Raw genomic sequence first — 15454 nt, 5'->3', positions numbered from 1 at the left:
GTGCTCGTACGCCCTTCCTCCCTGCGTCGCGGCGCCCTGATCGCCTGTGCGGCGACGGTGGCGCTGTCGCTCGCTGCGTGCACCGGGGACGCCGACCCCGCGTCGAGCCCGACGTCGTCGCCGAGCCCCTCGAGCAAGCCGCCCGAGAAGCCGCGCAAGATCGTCTTCGGTGCCTACGGCTCCGACGAGGAGGTCGCGGCGTTCCAGAGCGTGGTCGACTCCTTCAACGCCACCTCGGCGACCCGTCAGGTCACCCTCAAGTCCTGGCCGGACCACGAGTCCGCGCTCGCCGACGTGCTCGCGGGCGACGCCCCGGACGCGTTCCTCACCTCGCGCATCGACCTCGGCCAGCTCGTCGATGCCGAGGCCCTGCAGCCGGTGAGCCTGCTGCTCGACGAACGCGGCGTGGACTTCGGCGACCGCTTCTCGCGCGACGCGGTCGACGCCTTCGCAATGGACGACGAGCTGCAGTGCATGGCGTACTCCGTGTCCCCGATGGTCGTCTACTACAACACCGACCTCGTCGACTTCGACAAGATGGAGCGCCGCCAGTACGACGTGCCGACCGCGGACGAGAACGGCGTACGCGACCGATGGACGCTCGCGGAGTTCGGTGCCGCCGCGGAGTTCGCCTCCCGCCGCGGGGACCGGCGCGGGGTCTGGATCGACCCGACGCTGCAGGGCCTGGCGCCGTTCATCTACTCAGGGGACGGCGAGGTCTTCGACGACGATCGCGAGCCCACATCGCTGGCCTTCTCCGACGACTCCACGCGCGAGGCGCTCGACCAGACGCTGGCGATCCTGCGCAACGCGACGATCACGCCGACCAACGCCCAGCTCGCTCGCGCGACGCCGGTGCAGCTGTTCAAGCGCGGCGAGCTCGCGATGATCGCGGGCTTCCGCAACCTCGTGCCGCAGCTGCGCGACGCCGATGACCTCGACTTCGACGTGCTCCCGATGCCGATCATCGACACCCGTGCCACCGTCGGTGACATCAGCGGGCTCTGCATCTCGGCCGACTCCGAGGTGGAGGGCGACGCCGCCGACTTCATCGCGTACGCCGTCTCCGACGCCGCGATCGCCACGGTCTCCGCCACCGGCTACATCGTGCCGGCCAACACGCAGGTCGCCGCGTCGGACGAGTTCCTGGCGCCCGACGACGAGCCGGCCAACAGCGCGGTCTTCAACGCGAGCATCCGCTACATGGTGGTGCCGCCGTTCATCGACCAGCGCGAGGAGCTCACCGAGGCGGTGACGCCGCTGCTCGAGCGGCTCGTGACCGCGCCCGGGATCCTCGACCTCGACCTGACCACCGAGCAGATCGACCAGGCCTCGCAGGCCATCCTCTCGCCCCCCGAGGAGACCGAGTCGCCGACGGAGTCGCCCTCCGAGTCGTCGGAGTAGCCGCCTCCGCGAGCGGTGGTCCACCCACCTTCCGCGATCAGGGAATGTGGCTCCACCACCGCGCACGGCGGCGACCCGCCGACAGACCCCCGAGCGGTGGTCCACCCACCTTCCGCGATCAGGGAAGGTGGCTCCACCACCGCTCAACGTGGAGCGCAGACGGAGCAGGCGACTACTCCTCGGGGTCCTCGGGGTCCTCGGGCTCGATCTCGGCGCCAAGGATCGCGCCGACCAGCGCGCCGGTGACGAGCCCGGCCTGCCAGGGACGAGCGCCGTACGACGTGAGCTGGGCGCGTACGGCGTCCGCGAGGTCGGCCGGGTCGCGGGTCTCCGGTGGCGCCCACATCAGCCGGCGGAGGTAGTCGGGTGTGAGCAGGTTCTCGACCGGCAGGTGGTGCACCTCGGCGAGGTTGAGCATCGCCTCGCGGGCGGCGCGGAAGCGGCGGTCGGCGACGGGCTCGCGGTCGGCCCACGTGCGCGGGTGCGGGGGGCCGTCGCCGCGCGGTGCGCGGGAGGGCAGCTCGTCCTCGCCCATCTCGCGGACCCGGTCGAGGACCTCCACCCAGGTCGCGGCGTAGCGACCGGCGCCGCGGCCGTGGAACCCCTGGGTGGCGAGCAGGGCCCGGCGGTCGGTCGGCATGACCGTCGCGGCCACGACGATGGCGGAGTCGGGCAGGATCCGCCCGGGGGTCACGTCGCGCTCGGCGGCGATGGCGTCGCGGGCCTCCCACAGGGCGCGGGCCGCGCCGAGGGACCGGCGTCCGCGAAGGCGGTGCACGCCGGACGTACGCCGCCACGCGTCGACGCGTACGGCGGGCTCGAAGCCCAGCAGGTTCTCGAACTCCTGGCGCGCCCACTCGGTCTTGTCGGCCTTCTCGAGCTCGGCGATCATGTGCTCGCGCAGCTCGAGGAGCACCTCGACGTCGAGCGCGGCGTAGTCGAGCCAGGCTGTCGGGAGTGGTCGCGTGGACCAGTCGGCCGCGGAGTGCTCCTTGCGCATCCGCTGGCCGAGCACCGTCTCGACGAGCGTGGCGAGGCCGACCCGGGGATAGCCCAGGAGCCGGCCGGCCAGCTCGGTGTCGAAGAGGCTCGTCGGGACCAGGCCCACCTCGCGCAGGCAGGGCAGGTCCTGGGTCGCCGCGTGCAGGATCCACTCGGAGCCCTCGAGTGCCTGCTGCAGCGGCGCGAGCGTGGTCATCGTGATCGGGTCGACGAGCCAGGTGCCCGCGCCCTCGCGGCGCAGCTGGATCAGGTAGGCGCGGTTGGAGTAGCGGTAGCCCGAGGCGCGCTCGGCGTCGATGGCCACGGGCCCGGTCGCGGCCGCGAGGGCGGCGCACGCCTCGGCCAGGCCCTCGTCGGTGTCGACCACCTCGGGCAACCCGTCGCGGAGCACGAGCAGGGGTGCGGGGGGTGCCTCGGGCGGCTCCGGCTCGGCGGCAGCGGCTGCCTGCTCGTCGTCCGGGTCGGTGGCGGGGTCGGTGTCCGGGGTGAGGGGCATCGGTCAGGTGCCGCGCTGACCGCGCCGGCTGGGGATGGCCGTGACGCCCTCGGGCACCGGCGGCAGGCCGACGGCGGTGCACATCAGCTCGCCCCACGCCTCGACGTGGGCGGTCATGTCAAGGCCCTCGTCGCCGACCGTCGGCGTCCACGACGCGCGGATCTCGACCTGGGCCGTGCCGGGCTCGTCGGACATCCCGCCGAAGCTCTCGGTGGTGACGCAGGTGACGGTGCCGGAGGCGGCGTGGAACGCGGCGCCGTGGGCCTCGAGGGCCTCGGTCAGCCACGACCAGCCGACCGCGGCCAGCATCGGGTCGGCGCCGAGCTCGGGGTCGAGGTCCGCCCGGGCGTACGCGACGCAGCGGTAGGTGCCGTCCCAGGCGTCGTTGCCCGCCGGGTCGTGCAGCAGGATCAGCCGGCCGGTGCCGAGGTCCTCGTCGTCGACGGTGACGTCGCCGCTGAGGGCCGACGACCACGGGGCGATCCGCTGCGGGGCGGGCATCTCCTCGCAGAAGACCTCCGGGCGCAACGTCGCGTGTCGCATCGACTCCACTGCCGCGCGGAACTCCGCGGGCCCAGCCGCGGCAGCACTGCCCGGGTGGGTCTCGTGACGGGCCACCATTCGTCCAGAGTAGGCCAGCGGTCGGTCTTGCCGATGTGCCGCCACGCCGCCTGACCTGCGAAGATTCCGCAGTGATCGACGCCGCCACTGCTCCCCACCCCGGACTGTCCGAGAGCCCGTTCCTGGTGGCCGCGCGAGGCGGCACCCCGTCGCACACCCCTGTCTGGTTCATGCGGCAGGCCGGCCGCTCGCTGCCGGAGTACCTCAAGATCCGCGAGGGCGTCGGGATGCTCGAGTCCTGCATGGACGCCGACCTCGTCACCGAGATCACCCTCCAGCCCGTACGCCGCTACGGCGTGGACGCGGCGATCTTCTTCTCCGACATTGTGCTGCCGCTCAAGGCCGTCGGCGTCGACCTCGACATCGTGCCCGGCGTCGGCCCGGTCGTCGCGTCCCCGGTGCGCACCCTCGAGGACGTCGCGGCGATCCCCGACCTCACGCCGGACCACGTCCCCTTCATCTCGCAGGCGGTCCGCCAGCTGGTGGCCGAGCTCGGCGCGACTCCCCTCATCGGCTTCGCCGGTGCCCCCTTCACGGTCGCGTCCTACCTGGTCGAGGGCGGCCCGTCCAAGGAGCACGCGAAGACCAAGGCGATGATGTTCGGCGCGCCCGACGTGTGGGACGCGCTGATGCACAAGATCGCCGGCATCGCCGCGGCCTACCTCCGCATCCAGGTCGAGGCCGGCGCCTCAGCCGTGCAGCTCTTCGACTCCTGGGCGGGTGCGCTCACCCCGGCCGACTACCGCGCCTCGGTGATGCCCCACTCACAGCGGGTGCTGGCGGCGGCGGGCGAGCTCGGCGTGCCGCGCATCCACTTCGGCGTCGGCACCACCAACCTCCTCGGCCTGATGGGCGAGGCCGGCGCCGACGTCGTGGGCGTCGACTGGCGTACGCCGATGGAGCTGGCGATCCCGCTCGTGGGCGACCGCGTGGTGCAGGGCAACCTCGACCCGACGCTCGTCTTCGCCCCGACCGAGGTGATGACGAAGCGGGCGGCCGAGATCGTCGATGCGGGCCGCGCGGCGAAGGGCCACATCTTCAACCTCGGCCACGGGGTCATCCCGTCGACGAACCCCGATCAGCTGCAGCGGCTCACAGAGTTCGTGCACGACTACTGATGGCGGTCACCGTCGCCGGCAGCTCCAGCGACGCGAGGTAGGAACGCGCCTGGCGCACCAGTGCGGTCTGCAGGTCGCGTACGGGCTCCGAGGTGCGCTCGGCGCGTCGGCGCAGCATCAGCAGCGTCACCGTCGTCAGCTCCAGGCCCGTGAGGATCGGCCGGGTCGTGAGGACGCCGGCGCGGACGAGCGGGTCACCGGTGATCGAGAAGTCGGGCAGGATCGAGATGCCGAGCCCGGCCGCGACCATGGCCTTGCCCATCTCGGCCCCGTCGGTGGCGTACGTCGTCTCCGGCAGGGCGCCGGCGAAGAGCCGGTGGGCATAGCGGTGCATGACGAACCCCGGCCGCATCAGGACGTGCGGCTCGGCGCGGAGGTCCTCCACCGTGACCCGCTCCTGGGCGGCCAGCGGGTGGTCGGCCCGCAGGCACGCCACGGGCGTGCCCTCGATGAGCTTGTCGGCGACGATCGTGGTCGGGATCTCGTCGCCCGGCAGCACGTTGACCAGGCCCAGGTCGAGGGAGCCCTCGGCGAGGCCCTGCTGGATGTCGGCCTGTCGGGCGTTGACGACCTCGACGCCCCCTGACCCGTGCTGGGCGTGGAGGTCGCGCAGGGCCGGCGCCAGCAGGGTCGACGAGGCGGTGTTGACGGTGCCGATCCGCAGGTCGCGGCGGCGTACGGACTGCTGGCCCGCTGCCAGGCGCAGCCGGTCGACGGCCTCCAGGACCTCGGTCATGTTCTGCAGCAGGTCGAGGCCCTGGCGGCTGATCCGCGAGCCGGTCCGGCGACGGTCGAGGAGCGTGGCGCCCAGCTCCTTCTCGAGCTTGGTCACCGCCTCGCTCAACGCGGGCTGGGAGATGTGCATGGCCTCGCTCGCCCGGCGCAACGACCCGTGCTCGGTCACCGCCGCGAGGTACTCCAGTTGTTCGATCCGCACCTGTTGCTCCTGCTCTCGCTGTGTCGCGCATGTCCGCCCGCCTCGTGAGGTGGTCGGCAAAACCTGTTGCCGGGAAGTCGTGGTTCGGGACTCCGGTTCACTAAAGTCTACTAAGTAACTATACAAAACGGGAGGAACCCACCCATGACCACCCTGCGTGTCCGGCCCACCAGCCGCCGGGACGACCGCTCCGTCGCCACCCCTGACGGCCGCGCCACCAGCACCCGCACCCACGACGGCCGGACGCGAGCCTCGGTCGAGTCCCTCGTCGCCGAGTGGGCGCCGGTCCTCGCCGCCATCCGTGAGGGCGCCCTCCAGCGCGAGATCGACGGCGAGCTGCCCGTCGAGGCCGTGCGCCTGCTCAAGTCGGAGGGGTTCGGCGCGCTGCGCGTGCCGACCGCGTTCGGCGGCAGCGGCCTCGACCTCGTCGAGCTCGCCCGGCTCTGGATCGAGCTCGCCGCGGTCGACGCCAACCTGCCGCAGGCGTTCCGCGGCCACTTCGCGCTCGTCGAGGACCGGCTGTGGCACCACGCGCGGTCGAGCGACCAGCGCGTCTGGTTCGACCGCTTCGTGGCGGGCGAGATGGCCGGCAACGCCTGGTCCGAGGTCGGCTCCGACATCGACCTGCCGCGCACCGTGATCCGGGAGCGCGCCGACGGGTCCTTCCGCCTCGACGGCACGAAGTACTACACGACCGGCACGATCTTCGCCGAGTGGGCCGACGTGCACGTGCGGGTCGCCCGCCCCGGCCACCCCGACGAGGTCGAGGAACCCACCGCGATCGCGCTGGTCGACACCCGCGACCCCGGCGTGCGGGTCACGGACGACTGGAACGGCTTCGGCCAGAAGGGCACCGGCAGCGGCACCACGACCTTCGACAACGTCGGCGTCCCGGCCGACCACGTGCTCCCGTTCGAGGAGCGCTTCCCGCACCAGACGGCGTTCTACCAGCTCAACCTCCTCGCCACGCTGACCGGCATCGCCCGCGCCGCGCTCGCCGACGTGGTCGACGCCGTCCAGAAGCGCACCCGCAACTTCTCCCACGCCAACGCGCCGCGCGTGCGCGACGACGCCCAGGTGCTGGCCCGCGTGGGCGAGATCGCCGCCGCGGTGTACGCCGCCGAGGCCGTGACCCTGCGGGTGGCTGCGAGCGTCCAGGCAGCGGCCGACGCCGCACTGGCGGGTGACGACGAGGTCGCCGCGCTGGTCGAGGCCAGCGAGATCGAGTCGTCGACCGCACAGGTCGTGGTCTCGGAGCTGGTCCTGCGGGCCACCTCCGACATCTTCGACGCGCTCGGCGCCTCGGCCACGGCCCGGCCGCTGGCGCTCGACCGCCACTGGCGCAACGCCCGTACGGTCGCCTCGCACAACCCGCGGATCCTCAAGGCCCGCGTCGTGGGCGCCCACGCCGTCAACGGCACGCCGCCGCCGTACGCCTGGTCGATCGGCGCGACCCGCCGGCGCCAGGACTGGGCGGACGCCCGCCCGGGCGATCGGGACTGACCGGTCACGCACCGGCTCCCGAGGGGGTGATGGGCAGCGCGCGTGCGCGCTGACCGGCTTCACCTGCAAGGCACTGCCTGTCACCCCCTCGACATCCCCGGTGCCGGACGTACGCGGGGACGGCCTCGTCGACTGGTACTTTTGTCTACAAGATTGATAGAGATTAAGTAGCAACCCGATCCATCCGCTCCGTCCCGAGGAGATCCCATGAGCACGAACCCGGCCCGCACCACCGAGCCCCTGCAGTTCGCCTACTGGGTGCCCAACGTGTCCGGCGGCCTCGTGATCTCGGACATCGAGCAGCGCACCGGTTGGGACTACGACTACAACAAGCGCCTCGCGCAGACCGCGGAGGCCAACGGCTTCGACTACGCGCTGACGCAGGTGCGCTACACCGCGTCGTACGGCGCGGCCTACCAGCACGAGGCGACCAGCTTCAGCCTCGCGCTCCTGCTGGCCACCGAGCGGCTCAAGGTCATCTCCGCCGTGCACCCCTACATGTGGCACCCGGGCGTCCTCGCCAAGTTCATCGCCACCGCCGACCACCTCAGCAACGGGCGCGCGGCCATCAACGTCGTGTCCGGCTGGTTCAAGGACGAGGCGACCAACATGGGCGTGCGCTGGCTCGAGCACGGCGAGCGCTACCGGATGGCCGAGGAGTTCATCGCCTACGTCCGCGAGATCTGGACCGCGGACGACGCCCAGTTCCGGGGGGACTTCTTCCAGCTGCGCGACTTCGACATGAAGCCGAAGCCCCTCGACCTCCCCGGGCGTCCGCTGCCCGAGATCTTCCAGGGCGGCAACTCCGCGGTGGCGCAGGGCATGGCCGGCCGTGTGAGCGACTGGTACTTCGCCAACGGCAACACCCCGGACGGCATCGCCGAGCAGATCGCCGGCGTCGGCTCCTCCGCCGCTGCGGCCGGGCGCACCGTGAAGATCGGCGTCAACGGCTTCATGGTCGCCCGCGACACCGAGGCCGAGGCCCACGCCACCCTCGAGGAGATCATCGCCAAGGCCAACCCCGAGGCGGTGCAGGGCTTCGGCGACGCCGTGAAGCAGGCCGGCCAGTCCACCGGTGACAAGAAGGGGATGTGGCAGGACTCCGACTTCCGCGACCTCGTCCAGTACAACGACGGCTTCCGCACCGGCCTGGTCGGCACGCCTGAGCAGGTCGCCCACCGGATGCTCGAGTTCAAGCGCCGCGGGGTCGACCTGTTCCTCCTGGGATTCCTGCACTTCCAGGAGGAGGTCGAGCACTTCGGCCAGCACGTGCTGCCGATCGTCCGCGAGCTCGAGGCCGCCGAGCGCAAGAGCGCCGCATGAGCACCGACACCACCGGCGCCACCGCCGCCGCGCCCGCGTCGACGTACACGCCTGCCCGCGTCCCCGTGCTGAGCGCCGACGAGGCGATCGCGGTGGCCCACGAGGTCGCCGCCGACCTCGATGCGTCGTCCGCTGACCGCGACCGCGACCGGATCCTGCCCGAGGCCGAGGTCGACCGGCTCTCGTCGTCGGGGCTGCTCGCGGTCACCGTCCCGACGCGCCACAGTGGCGCCGGGCTGTCGGTCGAGACGCTCGTCGAGGTCTTCCGGATCCTCGCCGCCGGCGACCCCAGCGTGGCCCAGGTGCCGCACAGCCACTTCGTCTACGTCAACGCGCTGCGCCACCAGGGCACCCCCGAGCAGCAGCACTTCTTCTTCGGCGAGGTGCTCGCCGGCAAGCGGTTCGGCAACGCGCAGTCGGAGATCGGCACGAAGCACGTGCGCGACATCCGCACCACGCTGACCCCCGCCGGCCGCGGCCGGTGGACCCTCACCGGCACCAAGGGCTACAGCACCGGCGCGCTCTTCGCCGACTGGATCCCGGTGCTGGCGCGGCAGGACACGCTCGCCGCGCCGGGCACCGGACCTCTGCGCGTCGCGTGGGTCGAGCGCCGCGCCCCCGGCGTACGCGTCACCGACGACTGGGCCGGGATGGGGCAGCGTACGACCGCCAGCGGCACCGTCGAGCTGCGCGACGTCGACGTCGCCGCCGACCGGATCACGCCCTACCACCTGACCTTCGAGGGTCCCCAGACCTATGGCGCCTTCGCGCAGGTGCTGCACGCGGCCCTCGACGTCGGCATCGCCCGCGCCGCCCTGCGCGACGCGGCCGACTTCGTGCGTACGTCCTCGCGTCCCTATCCCGACGCCGAGGTCGAGCGCGCCGCCGACGATCCGCTCGTGGTGCAGGCACTCGGTCAGATGGAGGTCGACGTACGCGCCGCGGAGGCGCTGCTGCGCGAGGCCGGGCGGGCCGTCGACGACGCCGACGCCGACCTGGCCGCGGGCTCCGCGGCCGCGGCCAGCCTCGCCGTCGCCGCCGTGCGCGCCCTGTCGGCCCGGGTCGCCGTCGACGTGTCGAGCCGGCTCTTCGAGGTCGCCGGCACCCGCTCGGCCCTCGACACCCTCAACCTCAACCGGCACTGGCGCAACGCGCGCACCCACACCCTCCACGACCCCGCGTCGTGGAAGGTCCAGCACCTCGGCCGCTACGTCGTCGACGGCACCCCGCCGCCCAACCACGGCCAGCTCTGATGTCCACCCCCGAAAGGACTCCCATGAAGTTCCACTGGTTCCTGCCCACCAACGGCGGCGACGGCCGCCAGGTCGTCAGCGGCGGCCACGGCGTCGAGCACGGCGCCGCCGGCCGGCCCGCGAGCGTGCCCTACCTGGGCCAGATCGCGCGCAGCGCCGAGCAGCTCGGCTTCGAGGCCGCGCTGACTCCGACCGGCGCGTGGTGCGAGGACGCCTGGCTGACGACCGCGATGCTCGCCCCGCTGTCCGAGCGGCTGAAGTTCCTCGTGGCGTTCCGCCCTGGACTCACCTCGCCGACGTTGGCCGCCCAGATGGCCGCCACCTTCCAGAACCTCACCGATGGACGGCTGCTCCTCAACGTCGTCACCGGCGGCGAGTCCCACGAGCAGCGCGCCTACGGCGACTTCCTCGACAAGGACGGCCGCTACGAGCGCTGCGGCGAGTTCCTCTCGATCGTGCGCCGCCTGTGGGCGGGGGAGGAGGTCACCTTCGCGGGCAAGCACCTGCGCGTCGAAGGGGCTCGTCTCCAGCAGCTGCCCGACCCGATCCCGGAGATCTACTTCGGCGGGTCCTCGCCCGCTGCGGGGCAGGTCGCCGCCGAGCACGCCGACGTCTACCTGACGTGGGGCGAGCCGCCGGCCGCGGTCGCCGAGAAGGTCCAGTGGATCAAGGACCTGGCCGAGCAGAAGGGCCGCGAGCTGACGTACGGCATCCGCCTGCACACCATCTCGCGCGACACCTCCGAGGAGGCGTGGGCCGAGGCCGACCGCCTGCTCGAGGGAATCTCCGACGACGACATCCGTCGCGTGCAGGAGGGCCTCAAGCGCTCGGAGTCTGTCGGCCAGAAGAACATGCTCGCCCTCAACGAGGGCAGCCGCGACGGCCTCGAGATCCACCCGAACCTCTGGGCCGGCGTCGGCCTGGTCCGCGGCGGTGCCGGTACGGCGCTCGTCGGCAGCCACGAGGAGGTCGCCGACCTCATCGAGCAGTACGCCGCGGTCGGGATCAGCGAGTTCGTGCTCTCCGCCTACCCGCACCTCGAGGGCGCCTACCACTTCGGCGAGGGCGTGCTCCCCGTGCTGGAGAAGCGTGGCCTGTGGACCAACCCCGCCCCCGTCCGCGGCTCCGCCTCGGTGCCCTTCGGTGGGCAGCGGGCCGCGCAGTGAGCGCCCGCGTCGCCGTCGTCGTCGGCAACCCCAAGCCCATCTCGCGCACGTACGAGGCCGCGCTCACCCTGGCCGAGCGGCTGGGTGGGGCCGACCTGGTCGTGGACCTGGCCGACCACACCGGCGATCTCTTCAACTGGGGCTCGACGACCGTGACCGAGCTGGTCGAGGAGGTGGCCGCCAGCGAGGTGGTCATTGTGGCCAGCCCGACGTACAAGGCCACGTACACCGGCCTGCTCAAGGTCTTCCTCGACCGCTTCCCCCACCAGGGCCTCGGCGGCGTGACCGCCATCCCGCTGATGCTCGGAGCGGCCGACACCCACGCGCTCGCCGTCGAGCACACGCTGCGACCGCTGCTCGTCGAGCTCGGTGCGACGGTGCCGACCCGCGGCCTCTTCGTGCTCGACTCGCAGCACGCCGACGCGGCGCCGTACGACGCGTGGTTCGCCACTGCCCGGGAGCTCCTGCCCGTCCAGGCCGTCCCCGCAGCCAGCCCCCATCACACCCAGGCGGTGTCCGCATGACCCTGCACGCCCAGACCTCCGATCCCGTCCTCGACCCGCGCACGCTCCGTGACGCCTTCGGGGCGTTCCCCTCCGGCGTCGTCGCCGTGGCCGCCTCGGTCAAGGGCCAGCTCACCGGCATTGCGGCGTCGTCGTTCACCTCGGTGAGCATCGACCCGCCGCTGGTGTCGTTCTCGATCTCGACCACGAGCTCCACCTGGCCGCTGCTCCGCGAGGCCGACCGCCTCGGCATCAGCGTGCTGGCCGACCACCACGACGCGGTCTGCCGCCAGCTCGCCGGTCCGCGTGAGGAGCGCTTCGCCGGTCTGCCCTTCCGGGTCACCGAGAACGGCGCCGTGCTGCTCGACGAGGCCGTCGCGACCTACGACTGCTCGGTCCACGAGGAGGTCGTCGCCGGCGACCACGTGATCGTGCTCCTCCAGGTCCACGAGGTCGGCGGCGGCGACGGCGAGCACCCGCTCGTCTTCCACCGGTCGACCTTCGCCAAGCTGCACCGCGACGACCTCGACCCCTCCCGCCTCGACGGCCGGATCAACGGCGCCGAGGTGGACCGCGACGACCAGCGCCCGCCGGCCGAGACGCCCGCCGAGGCGTCCGACCAGAACAAGGAGGACGCCGCATGAAACTCACCCCACGACGTTCTTCTCCTCCTCCGCTTCGCTCCTCCGTCGAACAACGCCGCGGGGACCCCGAGACCCCCGACGGCCGTTTGTCATCGGCCACGCCGCCCACCCCGCGCCGGGTCGCCCTCGCCTCGGCCGTCGGCGCCACCATCGAGTGGTACGACTTCTTCCTCTACGGCACGGCCGCGGCCGTCGTCTTCGACAAGCTCTACTTCAACGGCCTCGACGGACCGGCGGCGCAGTTCGCCGCCTTCGCGACCTTCGCCGTGGGCTTCTTCGCCCGCCCGATCGGCGGACTGATCTTCGGCCACTTCGGCGACCGCATCGGCCGCAAGCAGATGCTGCTGCTGACGCTCGTCGTCATGGGCATCGGCACGGCCCTCATCGGCCTGCTCCCGACGTACGACCAGATCGGGGTCTGGGCGCCGATCGCGCTGGTGGTGCTCCGGGTGCTGCAGGGCATCGGCGTCGGCGGCGAGTACGGCGGCGCCGTGCTGCTGGCCGTCGAGTACGCCCCGGCCGAGCGCCGCGGCTTCTACGGCAGCTTCGCCCACATCGGCGTACCCGGTGGCCTGGTCCTCGCGGCCAGCGCCTTCGCGATCGCCGGCCAGCTCCCCGAGGAGGACTTCCTGGCCTGGGGCTGGCGGGTGTGCTTCCTCGTCAGCATCGTGCTGCTCGGCATCGGCGCGTACATCCGGCTCTCCGTCATGGAGACCCCGGAGTTCGCCGAGGTGCAGGAGCGCAAGGAGATCTCGCGGCTCCCGCTGCGCGACCTGCTGGCCGAGCAGCCGCGGCCGCTCCTGCTGGGCATGGGCACGCGGTTCATCGAGGGCTTCACCTTCAACCTGTTCTCGGTCTACCTGCTCGCCTACGTCGCCACCAACCTCGAGCTGCCGCGCGCCTGGGCGCTCGACGCGATCATCGTCGGTGCCGCGCTCGGCGTCGTCCTGGTGCCGATGGCCGGCGCACTGTCCGACCGGGTCGGCCGCAAGCCGGTCTACCGCGTCGGTGCCTGGCTCGGCCTGCTGTTCGCGTTCCCGGCGGCGTGGCTGGTCCAGACCGAGGACCGGTGGGCGATCTCGCTGGTCTTCATCGTCGGGCTCGGTGCGATCTACGGCATCGTCTACGGCCCGCTGGCGGCGTTCTGGTCCGAGCTGTTCGACACGCGCTACCGCTACACCGCGCTTAGCACGCTCTACCAGGTCTCCGGCATCCTGGCCTCCGGCCTCACCCCGCTCATCGCGGCGTGGCTGGTGACGAAGGGCGACGGCACCCTGTGGTGGGTCGCGGGCTACAACGTGGCGGTCGCCGCGATCTCGCTCACCTGCGCGCACTTCCTGCCCGAGACGCGAGGCCGCGGTCTCGACCGCGAGGACCGGGCGATCGAGCCGGACTCGCGCGAACGCGTCACCGTCTGAGCCTACGCGGTCGGGGTCTCGGCCTGCGCGGGCGTGGCCCGGCGACGGCGTACGACGAGCCAGGCCGGCAGGCCGATCACGAGCGCCAGCACCGCGAAGGGGAGCAGCGCGCCGAGGACGGTGGCAAGGGCGAGCAGCGTGCCCGACAGCGCCTTCATCCCTCCGGAGAGGCCCGTGAGGAAGCCGGCGGGGTCGTCCTTCTTCTTCTCGACGGCCTTGGTGTGCTTGGCCGAGATGTCGACCGTGATCGTCGACAGGGAGGTCTGGTCGGTCAGCCACGACTGCTGCGACTTCAGCGAGTCGAGCTCGGCCTGGCGGGTGGTGAGCTGCGACTCGATCCAGATGAGGTTCTTGAGCGACGTCGCCTCGGCCAGCAGCAGCTCGACGCGCTTGAGGCTCGCCTCCTGCGCCCGCACCCGGACGTCGTTGTCGATGACCTGCGTGGTGACGTCCTCCGAGCCGCGGTTGGAGGCGACGACCCCGTCGACCGCCTCGAGGGCCGACATGGCTGCGCTGAACTTCGCACTCGGCACCCGGATCACGAAGCGCGAGTACGACGTGTCGCCGTCCTCGTCGGTCTCGGTGTTCTCCTCGGTCACGTCACCGCCCTGCGCGTCGACGATCCGCTGCACCTCCTGGCGGGTCTCCGTGACGTCCTTGCTCGACAGCGAGACCGTGCCGCTGAAGATCACCGCGCGCTCCATCTGGGGCGTGGTGGCCACCTTCGCGCCCGAGCCCGAGGCCGGTGCGGACCCGGACCCGGACTCGGACAAGGACGAGGTCGCGTCCTCGGCGGCGGCGAACTCACGGCTGGTGGCGCCGCCGGAGTCACCGGCAGACAGGTCGTTCATGGCCTCGGACGACGCGTCGCCGCCGCCGTCGCTGGCGCCGGAGGAGCAGGCGGCCAGGAAGACCGTCATGGTGAAGGCGGTGAGGACGCCGGCGGCGCGGGTGCGAGTGGTCATGCCGGTCCGACGCGACGCGTGACCGACCCGGTTCCGCCCGTGACTGAACTGTGATGCGTCAGGGCTTCTTGGCCGCGGCCTTGGTGCTCGACGCCTTCCGCGCTGCGCGGGTCGTGGTGGTGACCTGGGGGACGGCGGGCTTCTCGGGGGTGGCCTCGGCGGTCGCGGCCGCCTTCGTCGCCTTCTGTGCCTTGCTCGCCCGAGGCGCCCGGGGCTCCTTCGCCGCCTTGGTCGGCTGCGCCGCCTTGGGTGCCTGCGCCGCCTTGGGTGACTGCGTGGCCTTGGGTGACTGCGTGGCCTTGGGCGCCTGCGTGGCCTTGGCCGCCTCCTTGGCGGCCTCCTTCGCCGCGCCCTTGCGGCGTACGCGCATCGCGTTGCCGGAGCCCGACGTCTCGAGGTAGGGCTGGTCGGCGACCAGGGTGCTCAGTCGGGTGCCGCTGTCGCCGAACGAGCGCGCGTCGAAGGACGGGTACGTCCGGTTCAGCTGCTTGCCGAGCTGGGCGAGGCTGGCCCAGCCGTCGTCGTCGGCGACCGCGTTCAAGGCGCGCGTGAGCGCACTCTGGAGGTTGATCGTCGGGGCGGGTGCGTCGTCGCTGTCGTCCTCGGCCGCGGGCTCGTCGACGTCGGACTTCTTCCCGTCCTGCACGACCTCGAGGTCGATGAACTTGTCGCAGGCGTTCTTGAGGGCGTCGGGGGCCTTCTTCTCGCCCAGCACGTAGACCGTCTTGCCCGACTCGCGCAGCCGGTGGGCGAGGCTGGTGAAGTCGCTGTCGCTGGTCACGAGCGCGAAGGCCTCGACGTTGTCGTCGTAGAGCAGGTCCATCGCGTCGATCACCAGCGCGAGGTCGGAGGAGTTCTTGCTCTTGGTGAACGCGTTCTGGTGCATCGCGCGGAGGCCGAGGCTGTTGAGCCGGCGCGCCCAGGGCGACAGGTGCGAGTTCGTCCAGTCACCGTAGACGCGCTTGATCGTCGGGTTGCCGTACTTCGCGACCTCGCTCAGCACCTCGTCGGCGTACGCCGCCCTCGTGTTCTCTCCGTCGATCAGCACGGCGATCCGGTCAGAGCTCAGGTTGGCGTCCACACGTGCAGCCTAGGCTGAGG

At 72.0% G+C, this 15454-nt stretch carries 14 protein-coding genes; 9 read left to right on the top strand and 5 right to left on the bottom strand.

The genetic code is table 11. The annotated features are described in order from the left end of the window. Complete coding sequence (locus EUA94_RS12945) at nt 1–1404, top strand: extracellular solute-binding protein (RefSeq protein WP_129427300.1); 1404 nt, start codon at nt 1–3, stop codon at nt 1402–1404. 172 nt (nt 1405–1576) lie between these two features. Here EUA94_RS12945 and EUA94_RS12940 read toward each other — a convergent pair whose 3' ends face one another. Both EUA94_RS12940 and EUA94_RS12935 read right to left on the bottom strand, forming a co-directional pair. Beyond that, nucleotides 1577–2902, bottom strand: coding sequence for an HRDC domain-containing protein (locus EUA94_RS12940; protein ID WP_129427299.1), 1326 nt, complete (start codon nt 2900–2902; stop codon nt 1577–1579). Nucleotides 2903–2905: 3 nt separating this feature from the next. After that, nucleotides 2906–3523, bottom strand: coding sequence for a DUF3000 domain-containing protein (locus tag EUA94_RS12935; protein WP_129427298.1), 618 nt, complete (start codon nt 3521–3523; stop codon nt 2906–2908). Between the two features lie 71 nt (nt 3524–3594). Here EUA94_RS12935 and hemE point away from each other — a divergent pair, with 71 nt between their 5' ends. Beyond that, nucleotides 3595–4641 carry a uroporphyrinogen decarboxylase gene (gene hemE / locus EUA94_RS12930; RefSeq protein ID WP_242494849.1) on the top strand — a complete coding sequence of 349 codons (1047 nt, stop codon included), beginning with the start codon at nt 3595–3597 and terminating at the stop codon, nt 4639–4641. On the opposite strand, the gene EUA94_RS12925 is transcribed toward hemE, so the two are convergent. Beyond that, nucleotides 4616–5578 carry a LysR family transcriptional regulator gene (locus tag EUA94_RS12925; protein ID WP_129427296.1) on the bottom strand — a complete coding sequence of 321 codons (963 nt, stop codon included), beginning with the start codon at nt 5576–5578 and terminating at the stop codon, nt 4616–4618. The genes hemE and EUA94_RS12925 overlap by 26 nt on opposite strands. Before the next feature lie 144 nt (nt 5579–5722). On the opposite strand from EUA94_RS12925, the gene EUA94_RS12920 reads away from it, so the two are divergent. The 7 genes from EUA94_RS12920 to EUA94_RS12890 all read left to right on the top strand — a co-directional run bounded on the left by EUA94_RS12920 (nt 5723) and on the right by EUA94_RS12890 (nt 13388). Next, a complete protein-coding gene (locus tag EUA94_RS12920; protein WP_129427295.1) occupies nt 5723–7081 on the top strand; it encodes an acyl-CoA dehydrogenase family protein in 1359 nt (452 codons plus the stop codon). Between the two features lie 207 nt (nt 7082–7288). Further along, nucleotides 7289–8404, top strand: a complete 1116-nt coding sequence (sfnG, locus tag EUA94_RS12915; protein WP_129427294.1) for a dimethylsulfone monooxygenase SfnG — start codon at nt 7289–7291, stop codon at nt 8402–8404. Further along, a complete protein-coding gene (locus tag EUA94_RS12910; RefSeq protein ID WP_129427293.1) occupies nt 8401–9657 on the top strand; it encodes an SfnB family sulfur acquisition oxidoreductase in 1257 nt (418 codons plus the stop codon). Before sfnG ends, EUA94_RS12910 begins: the two co-directional genes overlap by 4 nt. A 23-nt stretch (nt 9658–9680) precedes the next feature. Beyond that, a complete protein-coding gene (locus EUA94_RS12905) occupies nt 9681–10823 on the top strand; it encodes an LLM class flavin-dependent oxidoreductase (protein ID WP_129427292.1) in 1143 nt (380 codons plus the stop codon). Continuing rightward, on the top strand, nt 10820–11347 hold the full coding sequence (locus EUA94_RS12900) for an NADPH-dependent FMN reductase (RefSeq protein WP_129427291.1): 528 nt from the start codon (nt 10820–10822) through the stop codon (nt 11345–11347). The genes EUA94_RS12905 and EUA94_RS12900 overlap by 4 nt, the downstream gene beginning before the upstream one ends. Continuing rightward, nucleotides 11344–11970, top strand: coding sequence for a flavin reductase family protein (locus EUA94_RS12895; RefSeq protein WP_129427290.1), 627 nt, complete (start codon nt 11344–11346; stop codon nt 11968–11970). The genes EUA94_RS12900 and EUA94_RS12895 overlap by 4 nt, the downstream gene beginning before the upstream one ends. Beyond that, nucleotides 11967–13388 carry an MFS transporter gene (locus EUA94_RS12890; RefSeq protein ID WP_129427289.1) on the top strand — a complete coding sequence of 474 codons (1422 nt, stop codon included), beginning with the start codon at nt 11967–11969 and terminating at the stop codon, nt 13386–13388. Before EUA94_RS12895 ends, EUA94_RS12890 begins: the two co-directional genes overlap by 4 nt. A 2-nt stretch (nt 13389–13390) precedes the next feature. Here the strand turns inward: EUA94_RS12890 and EUA94_RS12885 are convergent, their stop codons facing one another. After that, nucleotides 13391–14353 carry a DUF4349 domain-containing protein gene (locus EUA94_RS12885; protein WP_129427288.1) on the bottom strand — a complete coding sequence of 321 codons (963 nt, stop codon included), beginning with the start codon at nt 14351–14353 and terminating at the stop codon, nt 13391–13393. 58 nt (nt 14354–14411) lie between these two features. After that, complete coding sequence (locus EUA94_RS12880) at nt 14412–15434, bottom strand: NYN domain-containing protein (RefSeq protein ID WP_129427287.1); 1023 nt, start codon at nt 15432–15434, stop codon at nt 14412–14414. Nucleotides 15435–15454 lie beyond the last annotated feature (20 nt).

The organism is Nocardioides zhouii, assembly GCF_004137345.1.
Classification (GTDB): Bacteria; Actinomycetota; Actinomycetes; order Propionibacteriales; family Nocardioidaceae; genus Nocardioides; species Nocardioides zhouii.
This window is presented reverse-complemented; position numbering and strand designations above follow the sequence as displayed.

Coding starts and splice junctions, on each gene's coding strand:
- EUA94_RS12940 (WP_129427299.1), bottom strand. CDS start 2,902: ATGCCCCTCACCCCGGACACCGACCCCGCCACCGACCCGGACGACGAG.
- EUA94_RS12935 (WP_129427298.1), bottom strand. CDS start 3,523: ATGGTGGCCCGTCACGAGACCCACCCGGGCAGTGCTGCCGCGGCTGGG.
- EUA94_RS12920 (WP_129427295.1), top strand. CDS start 5,723: ATGACCACCCTGCGTGTCCGGCCCACCAGCCGCCGGGACGACCGCTCC.
- sfnG (WP_129427294.1), top strand. CDS start 7,289: ATGAGCACGAACCCGGCCCGCACCACCGAGCCCCTGCAGTTCGCCTAC.
- EUA94_RS12910 (WP_129427293.1), top strand. CDS start 8,401: ATGAGCACCGACACCACCGGCGCCACCGCCGCCGCGCCCGCGTCGACG.
- EUA94_RS12905 (WP_129427292.1), top strand. CDS start 9,681: ATGAAGTTCCACTGGTTCCTGCCCACCAACGGCGGCGACGGCCGCCAG.
- EUA94_RS12895 (WP_129427290.1), top strand. CDS start 11,344: ATGACCCTGCACGCCCAGACCTCCGATCCCGTCCTCGACCCGCGCACG.
- EUA94_RS12890 (WP_129427289.1), top strand. CDS start 11,967: ATGAAACTCACCCCACGACGTTCTTCTCCTCCTCCGCTTCGCTCCTCC.
- EUA94_RS12885 (WP_129427288.1), bottom strand. CDS start 14,353: ATGACCACTCGCACCCGCGCCGCCGGCGTCCTCACCGCCTTCACCATG.